This is a genomic window from Shouchella phoenicis, from assembly GCF_047238345.1.
GTDB lineage: Bacteria > Bacillota > Bacilli > Bacillales > Bacillaceae_D > Shouchella.
This window is the reverse complement of the sequence record NZ_JBDFMQ010000002.1, coordinates 94,751-120,064: the sequence shown is the minus strand read 5'-3', so window position 1 is coordinate 120,064 and position 25,314 is coordinate 94,751. Positions and strand designations below refer to the sequence as shown.

22 protein-coding genes are annotated in these 25,314 nt (G+C 35.8%); 13 read left to right on the top strand and 9 right to left on the bottom strand.

Going from position 1 to position 25,314, the window contains the following annotated elements:
- Nucleotides 1-237: 237 nt before the first annotated feature.
- The 4 genes from ABC361_RS21240 to ABC361_RS21225 all read right to left on the bottom strand — a co-directional run bounded on the left by ABC361_RS21240 (nt 238) and on the right by ABC361_RS21225 (nt 4,496).
- Entirely contained in the window at nt 238-1,257 is a 1,020-nt protein-coding gene (locus tag ABC361_RS21240; protein WP_413075936.1) for a flavin-containing monooxygenase, read from the bottom strand.
- A 19-nt stretch (nt 1,258-1,276) separates the two neighbouring features.
- On the bottom strand, nt 1,277-1,888 hold the full coding sequence (locus ABC361_RS21235) for a CadD family cadmium resistance transporter (protein ID WP_413075935.1): 612 nt from the start codon (nt 1,886-1,888) through the stop codon (nt 1,277-1,279).
- A 69-nt stretch (nt 1,889-1,957) separates the two neighbouring features.
- Nucleotides 1,958-4,120, bottom strand: coding sequence for a heavy metal translocating P-type ATPase (locus ABC361_RS21230; RefSeq protein ID WP_413075934.1), 2,163 nt, complete (start codon nt 4,118-4,120; stop codon nt 1,958-1,960).
- A gap of 1 nt (nt 4,121) precedes the next feature.
- Nucleotides 4,122-4,496: an ArsR/SmtB family transcription factor gene (locus tag ABC361_RS21225; protein ID WP_413075933.1), complete on the bottom strand. Its 375-nt coding sequence runs from the start codon at nt 4,494-4,496 to the stop codon at nt 4,122-4,124.
- A 288-nt stretch (nt 4,497-4,784) separates the two neighbouring features.
- On the opposite strand from ABC361_RS21225, the gene ABC361_RS21220 reads away from it, so the two are divergent.
- Nucleotides 4,785-5,354 carry a recombinase family protein gene (locus tag ABC361_RS21220; RefSeq protein WP_413075991.1) on the top strand — a complete coding sequence of 190 codons (570 nt, stop codon included), beginning with the start codon at nt 4,785-4,787 and terminating at the stop codon, nt 5,352-5,354.
- Nucleotide 5,355: 1 nt separating this feature from the next.
- Nucleotides 5,356-8,307 (top strand): Tn3 family transposase, encoded by a 2,952-nt coding sequence (locus ABC361_RS21215; RefSeq protein WP_413075932.1) that lies wholly within the window; start codon nt 5,356-5,358, stop codon nt 8,305-8,307.
- A gap of 60 nt (nt 8,308-8,367) precedes the next feature.
- Here ABC361_RS21215 and ABC361_RS21210 read toward each other — a convergent pair whose 3' ends face one another.
- The gene (locus tag ABC361_RS21210) at nt 8,368-9,441 is read right to left on the bottom strand and encodes a GAF domain-containing protein (protein WP_413075931.1); all 1,074 of its coding nucleotides are present in this window, start codon (nt 9,439-9,441) and stop codon (nt 8,368-8,370) included.
- 792 nt (nt 9,442-10,233) lie between these two features.
- Nucleotides 10,234-10,809, bottom strand: coding sequence for a hypothetical protein (locus ABC361_RS21205; protein WP_413075930.1), 576 nt, complete (start codon nt 10,807-10,809; stop codon nt 10,234-10,236).
- A 2,786-nt stretch (nt 10,810-13,595) separates the two neighbouring features.
- On the opposite strand from ABC361_RS21205, the gene ABC361_RS21200 reads away from it, so the two are divergent.
- From ABC361_RS21200 to ABC361_RS21180, 5 genes are all read left to right on the top strand, one after another.
- Nucleotides 13,596-14,873 (top strand): hypothetical protein, encoded by a 1,278-nt coding sequence (locus tag ABC361_RS21200; protein WP_413075929.1) that lies wholly within the window; start codon nt 13,596-13,598, stop codon nt 14,871-14,873.
- A gap of 286 nt (nt 14,874-15,159) precedes the next feature.
- Entirely contained in the window at nt 15,160-16,227 is a 1,068-nt protein-coding gene (locus tag ABC361_RS21195; protein ID WP_413075928.1) for a hypothetical protein, read from the top strand.
- Nucleotides 16,220-17,872: a ubiquitin-activating E1 family protein gene (locus ABC361_RS21190; protein ID WP_413075927.1), complete on the top strand. Its 1,653-nt coding sequence runs from the start codon at nt 16,220-16,222 to the stop codon at nt 17,870-17,872. The genes ABC361_RS21195 and ABC361_RS21190 overlap by 8 nt, the downstream gene beginning before the upstream one ends.
- Nucleotides 17,873-17,884: 12 nt before the next feature.
- Entirely contained in the window at nt 17,885-18,343 is a 459-nt protein-coding gene (locus ABC361_RS21185; protein WP_413075926.1) for an MPN domain-containing protein, read from the top strand.
- A 2-nt stretch (nt 18,344-18,345) separates the two neighbouring features.
- Nucleotides 18,346-19,359, top strand: coding sequence for a DUF3307 domain-containing protein (locus ABC361_RS21180; RefSeq protein ID WP_413075925.1), 1,014 nt, complete (start codon nt 18,346-18,348; stop codon nt 19,357-19,359).
- Between the two features lie 139 nt (nt 19,360-19,498).
- Here the strand turns inward: ABC361_RS21180 and ABC361_RS21175 are convergent, their stop codons facing one another.
- Nucleotides 19,499-20,464 (bottom strand): MerR family transcriptional regulator, encoded by a 966-nt coding sequence (locus tag ABC361_RS21175; protein WP_413075924.1) that lies wholly within the window; start codon nt 20,462-20,464, stop codon nt 19,499-19,501.
- 325 nt (nt 20,465-20,789) lie between these two features.
- On the opposite strand from ABC361_RS21175, the gene ABC361_RS21170 reads away from it, so the two are divergent.
- Genes ABC361_RS21170 through ABC361_RS21155 form a run of 4 tightly spaced genes read left to right on the top strand, consistent with a single transcriptional unit; the run spans nt 20,790 to nt 23,157 of the window.
- Nucleotides 20,790-21,950 (top strand): tyrosine-type recombinase/integrase, encoded by a 1,161-nt coding sequence (locus ABC361_RS21170; protein ID WP_413075923.1) that lies wholly within the window; start codon nt 20,790-20,792, stop codon nt 21,948-21,950.
- Between the two features lie 34 nt (nt 21,951-21,984).
- On the top strand, nt 21,985-22,149 hold the full coding sequence (locus ABC361_RS21165; protein ID WP_413075990.1) for an antitoxin VbhA family protein: 165 nt from the start codon (nt 21,985-21,987) through the stop codon (nt 22,147-22,149).
- 1 nt (nt 22,150) lies between these two features.
- On the top strand, nt 22,151-22,801 hold the full coding sequence (locus ABC361_RS21160) for a Fic/DOC family protein (RefSeq protein ID WP_413075922.1): 651 nt from the start codon (nt 22,151-22,153) through the stop codon (nt 22,799-22,801).
- A gap of 41 nt (nt 22,802-22,842) precedes the next feature.
- Nucleotides 22,843-23,157 (top strand): hypothetical protein, encoded by a 315-nt coding sequence (locus ABC361_RS21155; protein WP_413075921.1) that lies wholly within the window; start codon nt 22,843-22,845, stop codon nt 23,155-23,157.
- A gap of 662 nt (nt 23,158-23,819) precedes the next feature.
- On the opposite strand, the gene ABC361_RS21150 is transcribed toward ABC361_RS21155, so the two are convergent.
- Together ABC361_RS21150 and ABC361_RS21145 are read right to left on the bottom strand one after the other, a co-directional pair.
- Nucleotides 23,820-24,035: a hypothetical protein gene (locus ABC361_RS21150; protein ID WP_413075920.1), complete on the bottom strand. Its 216-nt coding sequence runs from the start codon at nt 24,033-24,035 to the stop codon at nt 23,820-23,822.
- Entirely contained in the window at nt 24,022-24,561 is a 540-nt protein-coding gene (locus ABC361_RS21145) for an RNA polymerase sigma factor (protein ID WP_413075919.1), read from the bottom strand. The genes ABC361_RS21150 and ABC361_RS21145 overlap by 14 nt, the downstream gene beginning before the upstream one ends.
- Nucleotides 24,562-24,744: 183 nt before the next feature.
- On the opposite strand from ABC361_RS21145, the gene ABC361_RS21140 reads away from it, so the two are divergent.
- Together ABC361_RS21140 and ABC361_RS21135 are read left to right on the top strand one after the other, a co-directional pair.
- Nucleotides 24,745-24,906, top strand: coding sequence for a YvrJ family protein (locus ABC361_RS21140; protein ID WP_413075918.1), 162 nt, complete (start codon nt 24,745-24,747; stop codon nt 24,904-24,906).
- Nucleotides 24,878-25,201 (top strand): N-acetylmuramoyl-L-alanine amidase, encoded by a 324-nt coding sequence (locus tag ABC361_RS21135; RefSeq protein ID WP_413075917.1) that lies wholly within the window; start codon nt 24,878-24,880, stop codon nt 25,199-25,201. Before ABC361_RS21140 ends, ABC361_RS21135 begins: the two co-directional genes overlap by 29 nt.
- Nucleotides 25,202-25,314 lie beyond the last annotated feature (113 nt).

Here is a 25,314-nt window from a genome sequence, read left to right as displayed (position 1 = left end):
TTATAGGGGTCCTACCAACAAAACGCGGAAAACATACGCTAAGCAAATTTCGACATAAAGAAAGTCGATTTTTCCTACGCTAAGGAATCCTCGGCTTTTTTAATTAGTTTTTTTTTCAATCGCGTTCGTTGAAGAAGTGATAATGCTATAGGTCAGTTTCCTTAGAGTGAACTTAAAGACCCTGGAAGCGAGTATACTAAAGAGTTTTTTCAAGTTCAGCACCCCCATTTTTATTCATTATAAGATTTCTTTTGCAATCATTTTGGCGTCACCACTTACACCATAAATGAGTGCCGAACTTCTCTTACTTTGCCAACTTTGGCCTATGAAATAAAGCCCCTTTATCTCTGTAATTCCAAAGCGATGAATGGGTTTACCGTGATCATCTATAACTCCATCAATATCAATCCAAGAGTAATTATTTCGATATCCGGTTGCCCAGATGATTGATGTTACTTTTTTGGGGAGCGTATCTTGTATATGCACCTGACCGTCAATGATTTGACGAACACGACCAAGTATCTCTACCTGATCTTTAACGATCTTATAATCATCACCAATTATGGGATCTCTCTTTCGGAGCATTTTCCCTACAATTGAGGACGGGCTTGCTTTAGTGATTCGGAAAGTCTCTAACCACCAAAATAAGCTTTTCCCCGCCAAACTATGAGGAATACTTTTTATGGGTTTACTCTTCGCAAGCATGACGGTATGGGACTTCGATAACTCTGCGGCAATTTGAATTCCTGTATTTCCAGCCCCAATAATTAAAACATCCCCTTGAGGGATCTGTGTTGGATTTTTATATGCAGAAGCATGAATCATATAGGGAATCGAGTGATCATGAATGTCTGGAATAAATGGATTGTGGAAAGCTCCAGTTGCAATCACTACGTTTTTTACCATATAAGTTTGATTTTGAGTGATGACACGAAACGTTTGGTCATTTCCTCTTGATAGTTTTATAACTTGTTGGTTGTGTAGGACCGACAATTGATTTTTTATTTCAAACTCTTGTAAGTACGAAACAACTTCGTCTTTATGAGGAAACCCTTTAGGGTCTCCCCTGAATTTAAAATCAAATAACTCGCTATAATTTCTTGGTGTGAATAATTGCAAAGAATCATATCGTTTTTTCCATGAGTCACCTGTCTGTTCATTCTCATCAAGGATCAACGTTTTCTTTTTTTCTTTCAATGCATAAGCCACCGCCAAACCAGCTTGCCCACCACCAATCACAATCACATCATATTCCATTGTATCTTCTCCTTTAAACTTATTGAAAGAGTTTTACAAGAGCGTTAAACGTGCCATTTTCAAACATAATATAAACCCCTAAACCGACGAATACGATAGGTACAATCCATCGTTCATATTTTTCTATTTTTTCCGAGATATAATGTACAGACGCTAAACGATAACTAATATAGCATAAGACACCCACCATAATGAAGAAGACAATAATAACAATGGGAATTTCACTTGTATTGATCGTAGTGAAGTAAGGGACATAAACAGAAAAATCATCTGCACTTGAAGCTAATACGATAAATGTTACCGTTAAAAATAGTTGATTAAAACGATTTGAAGATAAAATGGATAAGACATTGCTATCCTCATCTCCTTCGCCTTTTATCCATACTTTTATGCCTAAATAAATGGGTAAAAGTCCAAGGAGTCCCACAATCCATTGTTGAGGAACGAAGTTAGCAACACCATAAGCAGCCAAAAAACTCACCGAAATAATGACTGCCGTTCCCAAATATTGACCAATAAAAATATGTTTTAATTGTCCTTTTTTTATTTGTGAAAATAAGACAATAAGAAGAATAAGATAATCAATCCCCGTTGCTACGTAAACAGCCATTGCCGTTAAAATTGTCCCCATATTTCCCCAACTCCTGATCCAACATTTTCTTTAAATAAGGACCTTCCTGTTTGGAAAGTCCTTGTTATTTTATTCGTCTTCTTCGACCTGCATAAGTCGTAAACCGTTTAAGGCAACAAGAAGGGTTGCTCCCATATCGGAAAGAATCGCAATCCAAAGGGTTAGCCATCCAGGAATCACCAATACTAAGGCAAGTAACTTAATCGCAATGGCAAAAGCAATATTTGCCTTAATGATATTAAGCGTTTTACGACTGAGTTTTACTGTAAATGGAAGTTTTCTTAAATCATCACCCATTAACGCAACATCTGCCGTTTCAAGTGCAGTATCGGTCCCAGCGCCACCCATTGCTATTCCAACGGTAGCAGCTGCTAATGCTGGAGCATCGTTAACACCATCCCCAACCATAGCTACGTTATCGTACTTTGATCTCAATTGTTTAATGACGTCTAATTTGTCCTGAGGTAATAATTCTGATTGAACATCTGTCACTCCTACGTGACTACCAATCGCATTCGCTGTACTATGGTTATCACCTGTAAGCATAACGGTCTGTTTGATCCCAGCTTGATGAAGCTTTTGAATAACGTCCTTGCTGACTTCTCGAACTTCATCAGCAACAGCTATAACGGCTAGTATTTCTTTCTCTGTTCCAACGACCATCACGGTTTTTCCTTGCTTTTGAAGAACTACTACTTGTTGTTCGACTTCCTTATCAAAATTGGAATTAGGTAGTTCTTTAAACAATTTTGGATTACCTATATAATACCTAATCCCATTGATCGTGCCTTTTATCCCTTTCCCTGTAATTGAAGAAAAATCATCTACTTCTATGCCAGCGTAAGATATATTTTCATGTTCAGCCTTTTTTATAATGGCTGATGCCAAAGGATGTTGAGATCGATATTCTAAAGCTGTTATGATCGAAAACAGTTTTTGTTCCTCTGTTTGATTATTCAATGCTTGATAATCTGTTACTACAGGAACACCTTTAGTTAGAGTACCCGTTTTATCAAACGCAATGGCTTTTAATCTCCCGATTTCTTCCAGGTAAACTCCACCTTTAATAAGAACACCCTTTTTCGCTGCATTTCCAATCGCCGAAACAATTGAAATTGGTGTGGAAATAACCAACGCACAAGGACAACCAACGACAAGGACAGCTAAACCTTGATAAATCCATGTTTCCCAACTGCCATCAAAGATCAACGGCGGAACTGTGGCTACTAAAGCTGCAATAATCATAATGATCGGTGTATAGTATTTCGCAAATTTATCAACAAAAGCCTGAGATGGAGCACGCTCTGCTTGTGCTTCTTCAACCAAGTGAACAATTTTTGATATCGTTGTATCTTCAACCAGTTTTGTAATTTCAACCTCAAGCAAACCTTCATCATTAAGAGTCCCTGCAAATACCTCATCATCTACAGTTTTTTCAACTGGAACGGATTCACCGGTAATTGCAGCTTGGTTAATTGCAGAGTATCCATTGACAATGACTCCATCCATCGCGATCTTTTGACCTGGTTTAACAATCATGACATCCCCGATTGAAATATCATTAACATGGATCGTCATTTCTTCACCGTTCCGTTTGACCAACGCTTCTTTTGGTGCGATATCCATTAATGAACTAATGGACTTTCGTGCTCTATCCATAGAGAAACGTTCTAAAGCTTCACTGATCGCAAAGAGGATTACAACAATAGCAACTTCCGCCCATTCTCCAATAATAACTCCGCCAATAACAGCAATCGTCATTAAGGTTCTCATATCGAACTCAAAACGTATTAAATTTTGTAATCCAGTTCTAAAAAGCGAAAGCCCTCCCACTATCATCGAAGTTATAAATAATAAAGCAGTGACCATGTTTTCATTTCCGTTTACAAGCATGGAAATGAAACCGAGAGCCAAAAATAAAGATGAATAGAGTAAGGTACTATGCTTTTTATAAAAAGGTATTTCTTCTTTATCAGGCTCTTCACCTTTCGGATCGTGCCCTCTTGAATTTTCAGCAGACACTTTTAGGTTCTCAAAAGCTCCTGCTCTTTCTAGTTCCTGTGATGTTGTTTCACCGTATACCGCTATTTTTGATGCTCCAAAATTCACTTTTGCATCTGCTACACCCGGTAAATCCTTAACATTCTTTTCAAATTTACTGGCACAGTTTGCACACGTAAATCCTTGAACACGATATACATTTTTTTTATTTTCTGGCGCTTTTTTTGGCATACTAGTCCTCCTGACTATGAACCATGGTATTTACAATAAGACTTGTAACATGGGGGTCGTCTATGGAATAAAAAACCATCTTTCCTTGCTTTCTACTTTTAGCAATACGTAAGTTTCGCAAATGACGTAAGTGATGGGAAGCTGTCGCATTTGTTATCCCGATAATACTTGCAATATCACATACACATAACTCATTATCCTCCGTCAATGTATAAGCAATCTTAAGTCTTGTCTCATCAGAAAGAGCTTTAAAAATATCTGCCGTTGCAGTAAATTCTTTTGATTCGATCCTCAAGGATAGTCTGTTCACTTTCTCCTCGTCATAATAAAACATTTCACATTGGTCATGATTACCGTTTGAATTATTCGTTTTCATAATACCCTCCATATTCAAATGATCATTTGATTATAAGTATATTTAAATCATAGTTCTCTTATAAAATCTTGTCAATAAGATATTCAAATGAATATAATAACGTTATACATAAATATGAACTTTGCCACCAATAACGACCGTTTTTGGTTATGAATAGAGAACTTCTCTAAAAACCTTAAAAACAACTTAAATACATAACCAAAAATATAACCAAAATCAAAAGACCAATATATCTATTTAAAAGCCCTTTTTGGTATAGTTAACATAATAGAAAAGGGGAGATTCGTGTTGAAATTTGGATATGCACGCGTAAGTACACAAGTTCAATCATTATCATTACAACTCGATGCATTAGCTCACTACGGAGTGGATCAGATTTTTGAAGAAAAAGAATCAGGAAAGATGAAAAATCGACCTCAATTAGATGAACTACTTAAAGTTTTACGTAAAGATGACACAGTCATTGTTTATAAATTAGATCGTATTAGTCGTAGTACCAAACATTTAATTGAGCTTATGGAATATTTCGAATCAAAGGAAATTCATTTTGTTTCCATACAAGACAAGATCGATACCACAACTGCTATGGGACGGTTCTTTTTCAGAATGTTAGCCAGCATAGCAGAATTAGAACGAGATATTATTAGTGAACGAACGAAAGATGGATTGACGGCTGCTAGATCTAGAGGAAGAAACGGAGGCAGACCGAAGGTTGATTTAAAGAAAAGAGAACTTGCTATAAAAATGTATGAAAGCAAAGATTACTCTTTATCTCAAATTAAGACGGCAACAGGGATTGGAGCGACAACCTTATATCGTTATCTAGAAAAGAAAAAGATATCTAGCAAGGAGTTGTAGCATGAGAGGGAAAGAATTACTAACAGAAGATCAAAGAACGGAATTTATACGAATTCCAGCTGATATGAGTGAAAGTGAACTAGAAACTTATTATACTTTTTCACAATATGACCTTGAAATTATAAAACGACACAGAAGAGATCATAATCGATTAGGCTTTGCTGCTCAATTATGTGTTCTACGCTATCCCGGATGGTCCCTTTCAGATGTCGGACCTATTCCAGATTACATTATCAAATACATAGCTAGACAAATAAATGTTAAACCTAATTCACTTTCTTTATATGCTCAACGAGAGCCAACTAAACATGAGCATATGGAAGAAATCCGTCAAGTTTATGGTTATCAAAACTTTTCCTTAGGGAACTATCGCAAGGTAGCTCAGTTTCTTTTGAATCATGCCCTTCAAAATGGAAATTCAATGTATCTTCTTCGTACAGCACAAGAAGAACTACGTAATCAGAAAATTATTCTCCCTGGCATGACTACTATAGAAAGGCTTGTTTGGGAAACTCGTCAACGAGCAGAGGAAAAGATTTTTAAATCATTAACTTGTACTCTTTCCAAATGGCAAAAACAAAAGTTAGATAAACTTATAGATCCATTTGTAGACAATAGAAAAACCCCTTTAGCATGGCTGAGGGAGATTCCCGGCCAATCTTCACCTGAAGCCTTTTTAAAAGTAATAAAGCGCTTAGAATATATTCGAGAGTTTAAATTAGAAATAAATACAGAACAAATCCATCCCAATCGGTTACTTCAATTATCTCGTATTGGAGCACGGTATGAGCCACACTCATTTCGAAGATTTAAAGAAATGAAGAAATATGCAATTCTTGTTGCCTATCTAGTAACACTAAGCCAAAATCTAATTGACCAAGCAATTGAAATTCACGATCGACAAATGATGATTTTACAATCAAAGGGTCGTAAAACACAAGAGGAAATGCAAAAAGAAAATGGAAAAGCAGTGAATGAAAAAGTCGTGCATTTTGCAGATATTGGTGCTGCACTTATTCAAGCACGAAATGAAGGGATCGATCCATTTAATGCTATTGAAATGATTATGCCGTGGGATAAAATTGTTTCTTCCGTTGAAGAAGCCCAAAAATTAGCCCGACCGATGGATTACGATTATCTAGATTTGTTAGAAAATCGATTTTCTTATCTAAGAAAATATACTCCTACTTTTCTTAAATCTCTTGAATTTCGTTCTACACAAGGTACTGAACCATTATTACAAGCCCTAAAAACGCTAAATGAAATAAATGAATCTGGTAAAAGAAAAATTCCAAATGATGCCCCGGTAGATTTTATTCCCAAACGTTGGAAGAAGCATGTTTATGGTGATGATGGAATAATTAACCGGCACTATTATGAGATGGCTGCACTAACAGAGTTGAAAAATCATATTCGTTCAGGCGACATATCCGTAGTCGGTAGTAGACTTCATAAAGATTTTGAAGAGTATCTTGTTCCTAAAGAAGATTGGACAACAACTCGTCTTACGGACACTAAACTAGCCGTTCGTTCATCGGCAGATGAATATCTTGAGGAAAGAAGAAAGTCACTAGCTCAACGCCTTACATGGGTTTCAAATAATCTTGATTCTCTAGAAGGAGTAAATATCGAAAAGGCTAAGATCCGAGTGGACCGTTTGGAGAAGAATACACCCGAAGAAGCGAGAGCTTTTAGCCTGTCTTTATATAATATGTTGCCAAGAATAAAGCTCACTGATCTTTTAATGGAGGTAGCACACTGGACAGGATTTGATGAAATGTTGATACATGCCTCGACCAATCGCCCACCAAAGGGAGAGGGAAAAGTAGTTCTCATGGCTGCTCTCATGGCGATGGGAACTAACATAGGACTTACTAAAATGGCAGAAGCGACACCAGGAGTCACCTATCATCAAATGGCTAATGCAGCGCAATGGCGTTTATTCGATGATACTATAAGTCGTGCACAAGCGACATTAGTAAATTTTCAACATAAGCTTAAACTAGCTTCCTATTGGGGAGATGGAAGTACTTCTTCCTCTGATGGAATGCGTGTACAGATTGGTGTTTCATCGTTACATGCCGATGCTAATCCACACTACGGGTCTGGAAAAGGGGCAACCATTTATCGATTTACCAGTGATCAATTTTCAAGTTTTTATACGAAAGTCATTAATACCAATGCTCGTGATGCTGTACACGTTATCGATGGATTACTTCATCATGAGACAGATTTAAATATTGAAGAGCATTTTACAGATACAGCTGGCTACGCCGACTCAGTATTTGGATTGAGTCATTTATTAGGATTTCGTTTTGCACCAAGGCTACGTGATTTAGCTGACTCTAAGCTTTTCACCATTCAAATGCCGAATGATTTCCCAAAACTAGAAAATATACTCCGTGGTCGTATTAATACTAAAATTATTCAAGAGAATTTTGATGACGTATTGCGTGTAGCTCATTCTATTCGAGAAGGAAAAGTGTCTGGTTCACTTATTATGGGGAAATTAGGGTCATATGCGAGACAAAATAAACTTGCAATTACTTTGCGAGAAATGGGGAGAATCGAAAAGACCATTTTTATTTTGGATTACATATCTAACGAAACACTGCGCCGTCGAATTCAGCGAGGACTAAATAAGGGGGAAGCCATGAATGGGTTAGCAAGAGCCTTATTCTTTGGAAAACGAGGTGAGTTACGAGAACGAGGAATACAAGACCAACTACAACGTGCAAGTGCTTTAAACATTCTAATAAACGCTATTAGCGTATGGAATACTGTTTATCTTACAGAAGCAACAAAATTATTGAAGGAAAAGGGGAATTTGAGAGAAGATTTACTTAAACATGTTTCTCCGTTAGGATGGGAACACATTAATTTTCTTGGTGAATACAACTTTGATGCAAGTAAAGTAGCAAGTCTACATTCACTACGCCCTCTTATCCAATAATACTAAAAGCCGATGATTCCTAGCGAAGGAAAAATCGGCTTTCTTCATGTCGAAATTTGCTTAGCGTATGTTTTCCGCGTTTTGTTGGTAGGACCCCTTATAGAAGATGAGCTTCCAGCGATGCTGCAGGTCAACGAATAGCTTTTGGAGTGTTTGATATTCTTTTAGCTGGTTTCCTTTTGATCCGCACATTACCAGGCAGACGACAGGGGTGTTGGATGGCATGTCCCAAAAAGCCAGGTCATAATGATGGTTTTCTAAGCTATCTGCAAATTCCTTTTCATCCTTGAGCAAGTCCTCTTCGATCTTTTGATATTCAAACGTTCGTAAAAGGCCAATGGCAGATGCCGCTTCTTCAAGGTAAATGGCTTCCGTTTGATGAGGTTGATTCGTGTAGACGAGCCATTCTGTGTGCTGTTGATGAAAGCGAATGGGTGTGGAATGATGCTGATGAATCGGATGTTCACTTAGATAAACGGACCCGTTCGGTAAGCGCCGACGCAATAATCGAACAACGTGGTCAGCATCCCCACTTTCTGACAGCGCTTGTTGAAAGTATCGCTTTGCTTCCACTTTTATTTGATAGTCGTTTATGACGAAAGTGGCATGCTGCATTTGAATCTCTTTCTCAAGAGCGAATTTTGCATAGTCTAGCAATTCCATGACCAGTTCCAAATCCTTCTCTGTAAAGGGGGTTGGATGCGTCAATCGATTTGCTGTAAGCGTAGCAATACACGAATCATTAATAATGATGGGAATGCTAAATGAACTATGAACGGTCTGATGAGACACACCAGCTAGGTAAGAGAGCCTGTTTGACGCAGACATATTGGCCATCGCTTGCTCCACGTCACTTGGTTGGCGAAGGAGCATAGTCGTTTGGTTCATATAGACAAACCCCGTAATGGACTCGCCTGGGCAAAAGGCCACTTGGTAAAGTTGGTGTGAAATGTCGCCCTCCCCACGAGTTAATTGTAAGACCTGTTTGTCATGATCATAGGTGTACACTAAGACCATATCGGCATCCTTCACTAAAGCCGCAACGGATCGAGTCAAAACCGAAAGAATCTCGTTCATGCCCTGGGCTTTCAAAAAGGCTCGGCTGGCATCTAAAAGTAAGGTTTCGTGGTTCAACATCCATCTCCCCTTATCGTTTTGTAGTGTTTTAGTTATTATGAAGGAAAACGAGGGTTGGAGCTAGTTGAGTTTATATATTGAATTCATTTTTTTAGAGATGAATTCAGAGTTTAATATCAAATGAATATACACTTATGAATAGACTCGATGCAGCTAGAGCATAACCATAGTACTTAAATTTACATAACAAAAGACCAGCAATACGCTGGCCTTTTGTATTCTAACTGCAATTAATTCTAATTGTTAGATATTATTTTGGGGATGATCAATTTTTCCTTTTAGGAATCCCAAGTAGAATGAAGCTCATCATAATGATTACATAAAAGAATCCTAATAAGCCTGTGTAAACATTTTGAAATTGAATAGGAAAAAAATCCATAGTACTGTTACTAACACAAACATCATTTAACCAGGTAATAAAAAAACCCATCGAAATCTAGAGTTAGCCCCGTTCATCTAAATTTAACTTTCTCTATTGTTCTATAAGCGGCAACGTAGCCTAACCGATTCGGCTTCCAGTAATGGGTTCTATCGGTCTCGATAGAGCGTTCTAAGTCAATTAAGAAATTCAAGTCTACTCCACCTTTGTATGTTCGTTATTTAGCAACGTGTAGATAAGAATTAACATGTTTTCCCATGCAACTCATATTACCATATATACAATAAGGACCTTATGTTTTCTTCCTATACCGATATAGTTTGGAGCGATGGATGCGTTGTGAAAATAAGAGCAGTGGTGACGGGCTCAGCAGATGGCGTGACCAGAATCGTTGCCTTGGAATTCAATCTTTAAAGGTCCCCTACATTTATTCTTTCATTCACTTCTAGTTCACAATCATACGTATTCTCATTAATGGTTCCTATCTCATCTTGAACTGCTACGCTTTGAGATATACTGCCATCATCAGCATTAGCAATTAAATCGACTCGAATGCCGTAATTATATTCATCCGTTTCATTAACAAAATAAAAACCTAATCTCTCGTTAAAAAATTCCGTACCCTCATTCTGAAGTTGTTGATTGCATGACGGCCCTCCATAACTGTAGTTCGAGGGTATATAAAGTCGGTCTATCTCATCAAGAACCTCACTAATTGATTTAGTATTATGAAGGTGGCCACTAATCCAATATGCTGAGGAGACTCCTTCTTCTTCCATACCTAGATTAAACATTACAGTAAGGCTGTTACTGTCAAAGTATGCAGTAAAACTTCGGTAGTCATTCTCTTGAATGCGCGCATCCCCATACTTCTTTTCAAAAACTTCAAACGTGTCTCCGATTACGGGGCTTTTATTTACCCCCTCACCGGTACAGGCGGATAAAATTAGGATAATTAGGGCTAAACCAGGTATGTTTCTTATCATCGTAGTGTCCATTCCTTTATGTAAAGTCTTTATCATTTAACAGTTTTCTACTGCGAAATCTCTCAATTCTATCCACTTATTCCTTATTACCTATAGCTATAATTGCAAATAAAAATCCTAGTGCTACCACTGTAATATACATCTGCTCAATACTAAAGAAATGCATGGTTACAATTGTCAGTACCATTAACAATAAAACCCTTATTCTGCTTGTAAGAGAAGTCTTTTGATGGCGTTCCCCACAGGATGAACACCTACCTAAGAAAAACACCCTTTTCATTGTGGTAAAACGCGAGCGTTCACACCCACATGTATTGTACGAAGTATTATTCATTCTCAAATCACCTACCCTATTTCAATAAAAGAACTACAAATATTGTAAATTTTCCCGAGGTAGGAATCAATAATTGATTTATCCGTTTTCATTAAAAATATCATTGTTCTTGTTTAACATTAAAAGTCAACACATCCAACACAATTAAGATGAACGTAGAAATTAGAAGAGTGGTTGTGATGGTCAATTGCTCAATTTCTAACATGTACTGGGTGAAGATCGTAATAACCACTAACAGCCAGAATGTAGTTGTGATTGCCGTCGAGACTTTGTTGCTATGTCCGCAAGATGGACATGAAACCCTATTTATAAGTCTCCTCATTGCACGTAAACGCGACATTTCGTAGTCACACCTAACACATTTTTTTCCTCATTTCTATAACTCCCCTTTTCATTCTTTAACTTATAAGAGAATTCACCTGTTATATTTTCAGCACATTTCTATTTCTTAGTTTACCCCTTTTGACCCTTGTGTGGGAATTGAGTTTATCATTATGGAAAGCACCCACTCTAATTTTAGCTAATTATTCTTACAACTATCTTTCTTTTAATCGGTAATGGACACACTGTCTTGCGCTGTGAGAGACATTTGGATTTATCACACACACCTATCACCTAACTTTGACCTTTGGTACAATGAAAATAAATTGAGGAAAGTAAATGAAACCTTGGCTTCCCCTGAGTAACATCGATCGAATTAAAGCTGAGTAGTAGAGAGAAAGGATTTGTTTAATCAATTGGATTTATTAAAGCGTTTAGTAAAAACAGAAAAGAGCGAGAAAGTAAATCTACTTCTATTAATTGCACTATCCGTGTTAATTGTTATTCCCTATATCGTTTTCTTTTTCTTACAACACATTTTTTATGTAATGGCGGGCTTTTATTTGTTCTTAACCCCATTAATTTCCGTAAGCATTTTCTTTAATTCCAATCGTTATCACAGAATTCAGGTGTGAAAATGAGTGAGCTTTTTCAATAAAAACTTATTACATTAATGCCTTTGTGGAAAAATGGAAACAAGCGCACCCTCGTGCCGTTCAATTACTAGAACAGCACGAGCATATTCTATGAAATTCCTAAAGCAATTTGGCGAAATATTTACTCCACAAACCTCAATGTATGTCCCTGTATATTTTTTGAAAAAATATAATTATTTAACTAACCTTCTTCCTTAGCAAAATAATGAGAAAATTCTTTTGAACCTAGAAAACTAATTTCATTTACCTAAAGTTTCTTTAGAAAATAAGAATCGTAAAATCCACAGGTACAAGTTGATGACTGTAGAAAAATCTTGCCTGCTATAGTTTGTTGATTAACTCATCTATCTAACAAGCGCCAGTTTTTATTATTAATGTCTAGCGTTTACTTAATTAGAACTTTTTTATCTTATTATTACTTTTCTATCTGCACATTAAATAACTACAATCGATTTAATGATACTTGTTACGGCCTCATTCATCTGGTCTTTTCTGATTGGACAACTTATGAAATTCATTGTGTTTGTGTTTAAGTCTTCTCACAAATAATTTGTTTATCTCGTAATAAGAGAACCAAACCTTTCTTCCTTGGCGTCATTGGTTTCATGCATTAAACTGAAGACTTGTATATAAAAAAGACCCACTCATATGCAGGTCTTCAGAAGGCGGATAATAAATTCATGATACCTTCAATAAAAAAATATCAGAACGCAAAGCCCAATGATGGCAATTCGCCATCTTCTGCTCTCTTGCTCTCGTAAAACATGTTAGCGGCTAAAAAGGTAAACGTTAAGACAACAGAAAAATTAAAGGCGATATCCAACAAAATTGATTCTGTGAAAACACAAGTCATCACTACGATTAAACCTATAAATCCAAACAACGACCATATCCTTCGTGCTAAAAGCTAAATACTTCAACCCCATTTTTAAATGTTATCGTATAAAAAACCGCAAGGGTTATTAAGGTCGTACACGCTGTATCTCTTGATTTTTTCGGCTTGTGTAAGCTGAATTAAAAACGTTCAAGTTCTATCCCACTCAATGATTCAGTAGTCAAAGTTAATTTTTCTATTAATATATTTTACTTTGTAATTCCACATATTTCCGTTATTAGTCCAGATTGAAGAACAAATAGATATTGCTATTCAAAGTTATAAAGGTTCAACATACTCTAAATATTAATTTAGAATAGACGTAAGCGTTAGGTGAACTGGTAATGAAACGTTCCATGCTAGGAGAACGTTTGAAAGAACAATGAGAGAAAAAGCAAATTGAACAAGTGGATGTTGCAAGTGTTAACACTCTCTCAATTAACCATGAATCTTCTTTGTTAGAAAGCATTGGCGAAATAAGAGAATCTTGGATAATATAAACAGTAACATTAAAGTAAGATGAAAAATTACGAGAAAATATCTGGTTTTATGGTGTTTTTATCTATAATAATTTCGAATAAATTTTTTAGGTGGGATTGTATTGCATTTAATAAGAGATTTAGACATATTCACGTCAAGGTTACAGCGCCGACTGAGTTGGTTTAATTTAATTATAAAAGGTGATTATGAATTATTTAACCAAAATGAACAAAATAAAAAAAATCTCGTATTAAGTAAGTATTTTATAATTGGATTTTGTATAATGATTGGTTTACTAACTATAGGTTTGTTATTACCCAAAGCTAATTGGGATCATCTTTCTACACTCATTCTTATAAGCTGTGTAGCTATTCCTTTTGCAATTATAGGATTCTTCAAGTTAATCAGAATGGAAATCAGAAAGTTATATTCCGAAAAATATAACAATAACCTTCAAGAAATTAGAGATTACATTGCTTTTTCAAGCATCAATCAATGGTTGAAGAAAAATAAAGTAAGCCCAGAACAGATAGAATTTATTCTGTTGCCTTATATGGAAGAGAAAATTGTAAATAAAGAGAGGTATTCTATAAAAGCTTTAATTTATTTGGCTTCTACGGGATCCGTAATTGCTCTACCAGTTCTATTAACAAATGTTGTGTTGTTGGTTGCCTTTAATATAGATACAGAAACGAGTGAAATTAGTAGTTTTTTAAATCAAATATTTTCAATAATACTCATTAGTTTCTTCGCATTTTTTACAATTGCGTATTTATTCGTGTCTATCTATGCATCACCATACGCAGAAAGAACCTATAAAACGCTACAACTAGTTCTCCGTCATCACTTAGTGAACAACTATCACATGGAGGATATCATCAATATAAATGGGAAGTGCGAGACAGATAACAATAAAATACAAAGGCGCGAGAATATACGAGAAAGTACAGATTATGAAGATTCGTTTAAGTATTCTCTACTTGTTTTAGAACGAAAAGAGTTGAATCTGAGTTACAAAGAAATAAAGCACTTAACAAAAGCGGCAAAAAGCCTAGGAAGGAAAAGAATAATAATCATTTTAGAAGAGATTCACTCGGATACCATCAGTGCAATGTTAGAATTAATACCTAGTTATTTGGAACACTATAAATCCTTTCTCGGTAATTACTTAAGTTTCATTGCAATAATTCTTGCAATAATTGTATCCTTATTACCAGAAGGTTCATCAGAGATTTATAGTTTAGATATAAGGTTATCGTTATTACTTCTATTACTTGGAATAACAATAATTATTTTTTGTTCCCTGTTAAGTGATAGTAATTATAAAAGTATAAGGAAAGAATTAATTCTTTTACTAAACCTTGCAAAGAAAGAAAAGCAAAACAGGAATAATACTTGAATTAAAACTTTTTTCAGCATTATCAATTAAACTTCTAATTTGGAGGTTTTTATGTTTAAAGAAAATGATCTATGTCCTGAAATTTTAAAGATTGTTGGTATAAAAGAGAATTTCTGATAATGATTACTTTAAATCATTATCAGAAATTCTTGACGGTTCCCTAATAAATTATCTCAATAGTATAATTCGATTTAAATTTCTTATGTAAATTAATCCATGAATTGGTAAAGGAGTGATATAATTAAAGTATAATATCTTTAAGAGATTTAAATTGGAGGTTAACTACATGCTAAGAAAAACCAATTATAAAAAAATTGTACGAGAAAATGCACAATACCAACTATCTTACAATCCACTTAAAGTTTTATTAGAGACAGAGCAAGTTTTTAAAAGTCATGAAAGTACTGTACAAGAAAAAGAAATAGAAAAGATTATTTCTGAAGAATTGGAGGAAGATTTTTTAATTGGAGGTCACTCTGATTATGAATATTTATTAGAAAATATTAATACAGAGGAAGACTTTTATAAGGACCAAAATAGAATCAAAGATACAAAGATTGCTTCCCTCTTTATTGATTTAAGAAACTTCACAAAACGAGCATTATTTATTAATGAGGAAAAAGGAGAATCTATCGAAGAAATTGCAAACCTTAAACAGGATGCAATATCAACTTGGATGAAACTAGCACGATACTACCAGGGACATATACACTCCATTACAGGAGATGGTTTAATGATATTATTTGGTGGTACTCAAGCATATGATGAAGACGAATGGTCGATAGGTGCAAGAGCTTTTCTTTTAGCTCAAAGAATTTTAGAGAGCACTGACATTCTAAACGAAAACTTAAAAAAACTTCTGTTATCCAAAAAAATTGATACTACACACCACGATAACCTATTAGATATTAAAGTTGGAATAGAATATTCTCCGAATACATTAATAAATGTTCAAGGATTAATAGTCAATGGGAAAGCTATTGGGGAGGTTAAAGCAACTTCCTTTGAGATTGATTTCTCCGCTAAGCTATTGAGTAGATATCAACAAGCCAAAGGTAAGCTCGATGCGTCACCTAAATATGGACGTATATTAATGTTAGGAGAAAAGTACCAAAATCTCATGCAATTTAAAGAAGAGATAGATATTCCAAAAGTTGACGACTACTCTAGGACAATGTTTGGGGTAACTATTTCTAGAGGATTCTACTTCCTTGATTGTAACGACTATAAAAGTACTTGCCTGACTCTAGAAGATGTAGCTAGTCTATGTGATATTTATATCGAATCTGATGAAATGAAAAAAGCTAGTATAGATACAGTTAACGATAGACAGGATAGCATAAAACATGGATAATTATTTTTCAACTCTTGAAGCCGATTTCACTCAGATTGGCTTCAAGAAAGTAAGAGATAATAAATTTCAAGGAAGAGTCCCCAAAGAAGGCGATATAAACGGTAATTACATTAATGTTAGTATAAATACAACTCATCTTCCTTTTAAAGCGCCAAATATAGAGTTAATTTCCTTTATAGAAAGTAACAAATTATTTAGAGACATACCTAAGCATTGGAAACATATAGATGAATGGGGTAAAACGGATAACCCTAAGGAGAGTTCTTTTATTATTTGCTGTTTACATAATTGGATAGCAAAACCTGAGCATGATGCAAAATTTATTTACCAGCGTATTTTCAGCTGGCTCAAGAATAATGTTAATAATACTTGGCCTGTAGAAGATGACTTATTGGGTTGGCGTTTAACTCCACAAATGAGCCAATCAAATATAATTCTCACTAAGGATATTTTCTCAGGTTTAACAACTAAAAAAGTTTTTACAATTAAAGTTGTACACTCTTCTTATATACATAAGAATGGAAAAAAATCGAGAAAAGAAGTTGGGACTGATTTTTCTTTAGAAGATATTGATTTTGAGAAGACCTATACTTATATACCATTAGTTAATGATAAAATGCTAATCAAACTAAAAGCCATTCTATTTGGAAATAACAAAATAATGACTTCTAATTTCATAACTATAAAGCTACCTAGTTCATTTTCTTTTACTACATTCTATCAACTTTTAATGAGTGTTCGTGAAAATTTCCACAGCTACCTAAAAGAGCTTTCCAACAGACAAAAAATATTTCCGTTTTTAATAACTTATAGAGGAGTTACGGGGAATTTAGAAACTGTTTCTTTTATAACTAATAAAGCTTATTTAAAAGGAGATGAAAATTTCAGGGCCCACCCTCTAAAAATTGAAACTGCTCCTTCTAGGCCAGTTGGAATACCATTAAAAGTTGGGCTCTTAGGAACAGGTTCTTTAGGCAGCAACCTGGCTAGGCTTTTGACCGATAAGCAAACTAAAGAACTCATACTTCATGATACTGAGAAATTGTCTGCTGAAAACTTAGGCCACCATGAACTGAATGGTTATTATATTGGAGATTTCAAAATGATTGGGTTAACACAAGAATTATTTTTAAGGAGTGTAGATACTAGTATTAGCTGGGTTCCTACTATTGATGAACTTTGCAATAGATCCGATATACTAATAGTCACTGTAGGGAATACAAATGAATTTCACAATTTAGCATTTAATGAGTTAAAAGACTGGGATAAACCTATAATTTGGGCCTGGGTTTCTCCATATAATATCTTACAAGAAATTGTAATTACTACCCCAGAAACTGGTTGTCTGAATTGTTATTTCTTACTTTCCCACAGGGAATCTACACTAAAAGAGTATAATAATATGTTACAAGATAAACTTGCTAACTTGCCAAAATATAATCATGACATGTGTGGAAACCCTCATACTATTTCTGAATGGGAGAAAACAGTCTTTTTGTCAACTCAGATAACATCGATTATTAGATTTTATAGCAAGAGTTATAATTTCAACTTCAATTACTATACTTACTTTTGGGGACCTGATGATATTATTGCTTCTCCAACCATGGGCCACCTAAATAGGGATAAAAAGTGTACATGCTAGGAGGGTATGATTATGAGAAGAAAAATACGTATCGACAGTAGTTTCAAATTCGACCTTATAAAAGCAACTTTTAATTCTGAATATCTAGAAGATGGCGGACTAATCTATGGACGCTTTAATGAGGACACTATTAAGTTGTTTAAACTATCTGACGCAGGACCCAAATCAATAAGGAAAAAGTTTTCAATAGAGTTTGATAATGTATTTATTAAAGAGTTTACAAATAAAATGCTTCTAGAAGGATTTTATCTTTTTGGAACATGGCATACTCATCCAGAAAATTCATCATTAAATTTATCTAATTTGGATGTGAAGACCATTTGTTCATTCGGTGGACAATATCCTGACTGTTTTAAACCATTATTTATTATCACCAACATAAGTAATGGTTCTTTTAATTATAGGATCTATGAATACAAATCAGATAATATTAATTTGGTAAACGACAAGTATATAGTATGGGAGGAGTGAAAGTGGAAGAACAAGAAGAGTTTAATAAACGAAATGTAGAATTTATATATAAGTCTATTGAAGATGCTCAAAATACAATCAGATTTACTGATACGAAAGCTGCTGCAGTGATTGGCTTCTGGACATTAATGGTAACAATTTTTATAGGTTTGGAAGTGAGAATCCTAAAAGTAGCAACAAACATAAATCATTGGACTACAGCAATTTTCTTACTTTTCTTAGCTTTGTTTATGATCTACCTTTTTATAAGAAGTGTGTGGCTAGCATATTTGACTTTAGTACCAAAAAGCAATCCTGGAGAACATATTGAAAAAGAAGGTATCAATACATATGGTTTATTCTATCTTTTTGGTTACAACTACTCACTTCCATTAAAAGATAGGTACCTATATCAGAACAAATTGGATTTAAAGCTTGCTGGTAGTACAAAGGAGCATTTAGAATCTCTTAATAGATTGACTAATGAGCAAGTACTCGCTGAATTAATATTTGAACAACAAAAAACATCATTTATAAGAAATCTGAAGATAGATCGAGTTAATCTTGCAATTACAAACATAATAGTGTTTCTAATTGTTCTTTTAGTGATTCTTGTTTACATTGCTGGAGATAGATTACTTACATATTCTGGAGGATTCAGCTTGTTCAACTTAACTTTCGATACTTCTTTATTTATTGTCATGTACATTGGCCACAAGATGGGTGACTACATTTTCCAAACTGAGTATCAAGCTTTAAATAAATCAAAATTAATTGGCGCATTAGTAAGGCATTCATTAATCTATACACTTTGTGTTTTAGGATTAGCATTTATTGTAACTGGTTTTTTTAGTTGGCTAGCACTAATAATTATTTTTGTAAGTCATTTAGTTTTAGATCAAAGAGATTTTCTTATAACCTGGGGTAAAAGAGTTAAAGGAATGGATTCTCCAAGTAAAAAATCTTCTAATATGGCTCTTGTGGAGCTTGACCAAGCTTTTCATTATCTTGTAATATTCTTTATATGCTTTATTTAACTAAAGCAACCTTATTTTCACAAGGGTTGCTCCTTTTTTTGTCAAAGTTATCTTTTATATATCTTTTATCTAATTAACAATTTTCATCAAAGCGTAAACGTATACTCTTTTTTTAACATCAATTGACACTAGGCTTAAATTATTCTTTTTTAAAAAATAAATCCTTCATTAGATTTTTTCTAACCAAATCTTCTATAGTACAATTGTGATTCAAGGTTAATTCACTTAACTTTTTATATTCTTCTTCACCCAAAGTAACGGTCACTTTCCGATCGGTACTCGCAAAGAAATAATCCTCCTTTCGCTCCTGTAACTCCCCTTTTACTAACCCTCGCTTTGCGTGTTCAATCAATTCATAATGATTATCCCCTTCTTCGAACCTTAACAAGAAAGGCTTACATGTAATCACAATCTTGTTTTCTTCTTCCGTAATCGAGTAATTCCGCACCCCACTTTGAGCTGCAATTTGTTCAATCAGAGTGTATGTCATTGAGCGGATATGAGTAGGCTTTGCAAACTGGAATTCCACTTGGCCGGTGCGGTTATTTAACTTGCCAATGTGATACAGCGTTAATGGGTCATACTCAATTGGTAGCGTTAAAAGCGACACCTTAGTTCCCAAACTATCAACGGCATAACCTTCCTCTTTATCAATGGCCATAATTCTTACCACTTCGCCGGTCTTTTTGTGACGATGAGATTGATACCTAAACAATTGTCGTTGCGAATCAAAATGCTTTGTTTGAGTCTGTCTTGCACGATGAAAGTTCTCTTTGAACTGGTCAAACGACGTGTCTTCAATGACATAATAAGCCGTTTTGTTTAATACGTTGCTGGTGTTCACATTTACCTGATTTTTATTAATCGCCGTTAAGATGTGGTACGGTTTACAGCCCTTCCCTACTTCTAGCGCCGCTTCTTTTGTGGACAGGCCACCAGGGTACAAACGCGCTCTTAATTCATAGACTTGCTCTTCTGGAATGACGTACTGTCCCTCTATGTGCCAACTGTCTAGATTTTCTGGAACGAGTAGGCCCTCTTTTATGTATGTCGATATGGTGGTCATGCTGACGTGTAAAATAGCTGCCGCTTCTCTTGCATTCATACTTAGACTCCTTCATCTATATCTTTCTTTGATTTACATGTAATCACTACTTTTTTATCCTTATTCGTATTATACAATAACCAAACAGTTTACGTAATAATTCACACTAATTTGGGTGCATATATAAACTTATAATCTTTTGTTAATGATAAAAAGAAAAGAAACGCATTTATTTCATTCGAAATGAAGATATATGGATAATAGAAAAATTATCTATTATTCTCTATACCTGCAACTCTCCTATATTACAACACTATATTATGGTAAAATAAAAGGATATAAACCAAATGGCTAAATGACTTTAATTGGAAGGGGTTGCTGATCAATGGACATTAAATCACATAGCCTTTTACCTCGACTTGGTGATCAATTGAACCTCATGATTACAGAAGCAAACAAAGGGCCTTTAGTCCGAATGTTGTTAAATGGAGAACAGTTTGATCAATTGGAACGAATGGTTTTTGAACAAGAGCAATCCACGTTACATGGATTTGAACAATTCTCTGATCTTGAACTGATTTATTACTATGTCCATAAACCAACATATGACGATAACGCAAAAAATCGCAAAGCCCAAACGAAAAAAGAATACTTGCGGGACCTCCTTCAATTTTTGTCGTTCTTTCAATACAGCGCTCAGGCTGAACAACGGGATTCTTCCTCTCTCATCAGATCGCTAAAGAAAGTGCACATTCGTCAGTATCAGCAATGGTTAAAAGAAGTCGTCCGTATTGATGGAAAAATGGGCTACCCAGCCTCTACTCGGACACGTAAAAATGCCGTTGTAAAAGGGTTCTTAAACTGGTTATACGACGAGGATGTTACGGAACAACCGCTCCACGTAGCCTTTCGAAAAAGCACAACCCGACGCGACGAAAAACCAGATCGGTATTTAAGTGTGGGAGAAGTGCAGTCTTTGCTACAGTATTATAAAGATCATCCGATTAATCATGCGATTCTGATTTTACTAATCACAACGGGGTTGCGTATTGACGAAATCGCATCCGCTACGTGGGGCGATGTCTACCAAGACTCGAGCGTTCGCCAAAACGCCTATTATTTAAAGGTCATCGGAAAAGGAAACGTTGTGCGTCACGCGAGACTAATGGACCCGGTGATGGACAGCATACGACGTTTTCGCAAGCGGCGTAACCTGACATGCGAATTGGACCCGCTAAACACAGAACCATTACTTTGTTCAAATACAGGCAGGTTTTATTCCTATAAGTATCTCAGTAATGTGGTGATCCACTTAATTAAAAAGACTGGATTTAAATGGGTCACACAAAAAGAAGGCAATATCAGCCCTCACTGGTTTCGGCACTTTTTTGTCAATTATTCCGTTGTGGAATTACAATTACCCATCCAACAAGTGCAGCGTACGGTAGGTCATGCATCAAGTCAAACGACTGAGGGCTACGTCAGCCAATACATGTTGAAGAAAAACGATGCCTCCTTGCATTGGGATGAACGCTTATTTCAATAAAATACTTGTCTTAAAGGAGTGAATGTAGGTGGATATGAAAAAGAATTTGGCCAACGTAGAAGCCTCTTTTCGATTTGAAGGACTGGAATTGAGCGAGAAGCAAAAACAACAAGCGATTGCTTTTGCTCAAGGAGAGCTCACAAAAGAGGAATTAGTCGAGCAAGCGAAAAGAAATCTTGCTAAAAGGCGACAAGGTTAAGATGGCCAAGTATACAGGTGCCAAGGATGTCTACCCCGACACCGGTGTGTTAGTGAATAAACTAGGGATTACCCAAGCGGACGACCTTGACTTTATGGAGAAAGAAATTGTGGCGCCAAAGCTATTAAAACTGCAACTTTACCCCGTAAGAGGGTTATTCGACGACAAACACTTAAAAAAGATCCACCGCTATTTGTTTGAAGATCTTTATGGGTTTGCTGGAACGTATCGGACTGTCGATATTGCAAAAGGCAACACGCGTTTTGCTAATGCCTATTTCATTGCAGATAATGTTAAAGAACTCACAAAAGCCATGAAGCAGATGAACGCCACCAATCGGGACATTTTTAGCAAAGAGATGGCGGATTTCTTTGCGTATCTCAATCACATTCATCCCTTTCGAGAAGGGAATGGTCGCACCAATCGTGAGTTCACCAGGCAAATCGGCCTGAACTTCGGCTATGAACTAGATTGGACCAAGATTGATCGTGACACATATATGAACGCGTCCATTAAGTCGATACATGATGAAACGGCCATGGAGCCGATCTTTCAAAGAGTCATTACGGCAGAAGAACCTAATCTTCAAATCAAAACAAAGCACACCAATCGCATGAAACAGGGAATTAAAAACAAAGGGTATGGGTTGTAACATGTCATAACCAATGCTTTTATCGCGGAGAGGAAAGAAAAATGATGATAAATGATGATTTGCTGTTATATGAAACGACGAATCCGTTTACACTTCTTGAGAATCGCTCATTTTATCCCTCTTACAAAGAACGTCGCGCGATTGAAAACGCGACAAAGGTTTTGCCCATTTCGGTTGTCAATACTCTAGTCGATTTCGTCTTATATGAAAGTCGTCGTCAACGGCTCACTTACTTTAATCTTAATGAATTTAATCGAAGAAAATTACGTTATATTAAACGTGGCTATACCTGCGCTAAAGAAGTTCAACTTGATTTATTTACAGAAATTCAAGAAAAACACTATGAAGAAGACTAATCTATCAAGAGACTATTATAATAGAAGAAACTCGGTGTTCATTTGAAATAGCTTTACGGTTTGATATAAGAAGCAACCTATGATATTCTAGTGATATAGGAATAATTAAACACCGAACGACGATGGCTTCGTCGTTAAAAAAGCGTCCTACTGCTGAGATAGGGCGCTTTTTGTTTGTCTTTTTTATGTGTGCATAAATTTGGAACCAATTAGATATACTAGTAATAGATAGCATGTTAAATCGGTCAGAGTGGTAGTAGGTAAAGCGATCCAATATCGGACAGTCGGCTGAGACTCCGATATCACTCTGACCGATCGCAACCTATTTAGAACCTGTTAGGGAACTAAATAGATATTCAATAAACTTCTTTATTGACTCTTCTAAAGCTAAATAAAGAAGTCCACTTAAAGCTGCGGAAATGGCTAGTTTCCTGCGGCTTTTTCTTTTTTCTTTCTGTCGTTCCATTCGCTGTTTCCGTTTGGGTAAAGGAATAATTAAACACCTCCCTCCTATTAAAATAGGAGAAAGGATCACAAGCCTACTACTCTATTCACTATACCGTGAAACGTATACTTCCACCACCGTCAGGCTTAAATTCTTACATCTACTCATACAAAACCCCAACCCTTGAAGGTTGGGGTTTTGTTTCAATCGTTATAAGTTAATCCTCGTTCGATTCTCTTTCATAAGATTTACGCTCGACAAAAGTGTCTAAGTCTACAACCTCCATCTTATCAATGGCTTCAAGCAATCGTCTATAAATCTCTTGTTTCAAATCTTCTCTTTCTTGCATCGGTGTTTCGTTTAAGCTATATACGATACGTGGATCCATTTCTATAAGAATTTCCTCTAGCACTTGTTTTTTAATTTCGTCCATGCGCCTCCACACTCCTTAGTTCCTTTAGAGTTTTTATTTTTAATTTTGAGACATTTTGCGGACTACAGTTCATTCGTTTCGCTATTTCTTTATTATTTAATTGATCTAGAACGTGATAGGACAAAATGTTTTTCTTTTCATCACTAAGTTCCTCATATGCTTTTTGTAATTTTGCGGTTGGAAGAATGTCCGGTATCGTTAGCGTAACAGCATCGTCAGGTTCACTAGCGTTAGAAGAGACAAAGTTAATGGCTGTTTGGTCTTCATTTTGGTCATGAGGAGTGTCTAACTGAAGTTGGTTTCGTTGGAATCTCTTTTGCTTATCAAATTCTTTACTATAGTATCGGGCCAATTTGTCTGTGTAGCTCACCATTCTTGCTTTTAAATAAAAATGCTTAAACCGCCTGTCCAATGCGCAAGATGCTCGTTTATCAAAATGTTTTCTGTTGTACAGGTCTATATTTGCTGGATCCGCGTAAAAAGACATAAGTAACCGATCTTCAGATAACGTACGTTGGCCTTTCATAATCCGTACACCCCTTTTCTTCTCTAAGACGATTCACTTAATAAAGAGAAATAAATTAAGAAAAAACAACCAAACGCACGTTCTTTTAAAAGTATTTTTATTAATCCAAGCTAAACATATTTCTTAATGAGTGCGTTGTTTTTTTAGGTCGTGAACCTCTTTCTTATTAAAGGGGGGAATCACATGGAAAACTTACCTGATTGGGCAATATTACTCGGAAACTTTGGCTTTCCCACACTTGTGGCCGTTTATTTGCTTATTCGTTTTGAAAAGCGAATTGACAACTTAACGGATGCCATACGAGAGTTAGAACGAAGTGTGCACCGGGATCGGGGGCATCAATAATGGAATTAAAGCAAATCGTCCTCCTAGTAACAAATACGAGTTGACCGTATACGGCGCCTTTTCCATCTTATATTATGTTCATGCAACCGCCAATACGACTATTGGCGCACATGTAGAGATGGCAGGCTCGCTATGTAAAAGGAGAAGGTGCACTAGACAGGCAGATCTCGTGGCATATCACGTCGATGATACCCAGGCCACTCAGCACCTACCCTTTGATGGAGTCGGCTGGCGTGCAAGCTTCGGAAATCAAGAATCGATTGGAATTGAGATCTGCGTGAATCCCCTATCCTAATGGGGGTCGCCTGTTACGTGTAGTCGTTAACTCCCTTTAGGTTTATAATCAACCTCATCGGAATGCACGACTCACAACAGTTTCAAAATGAGAAATATTTACGGTTACAAAAG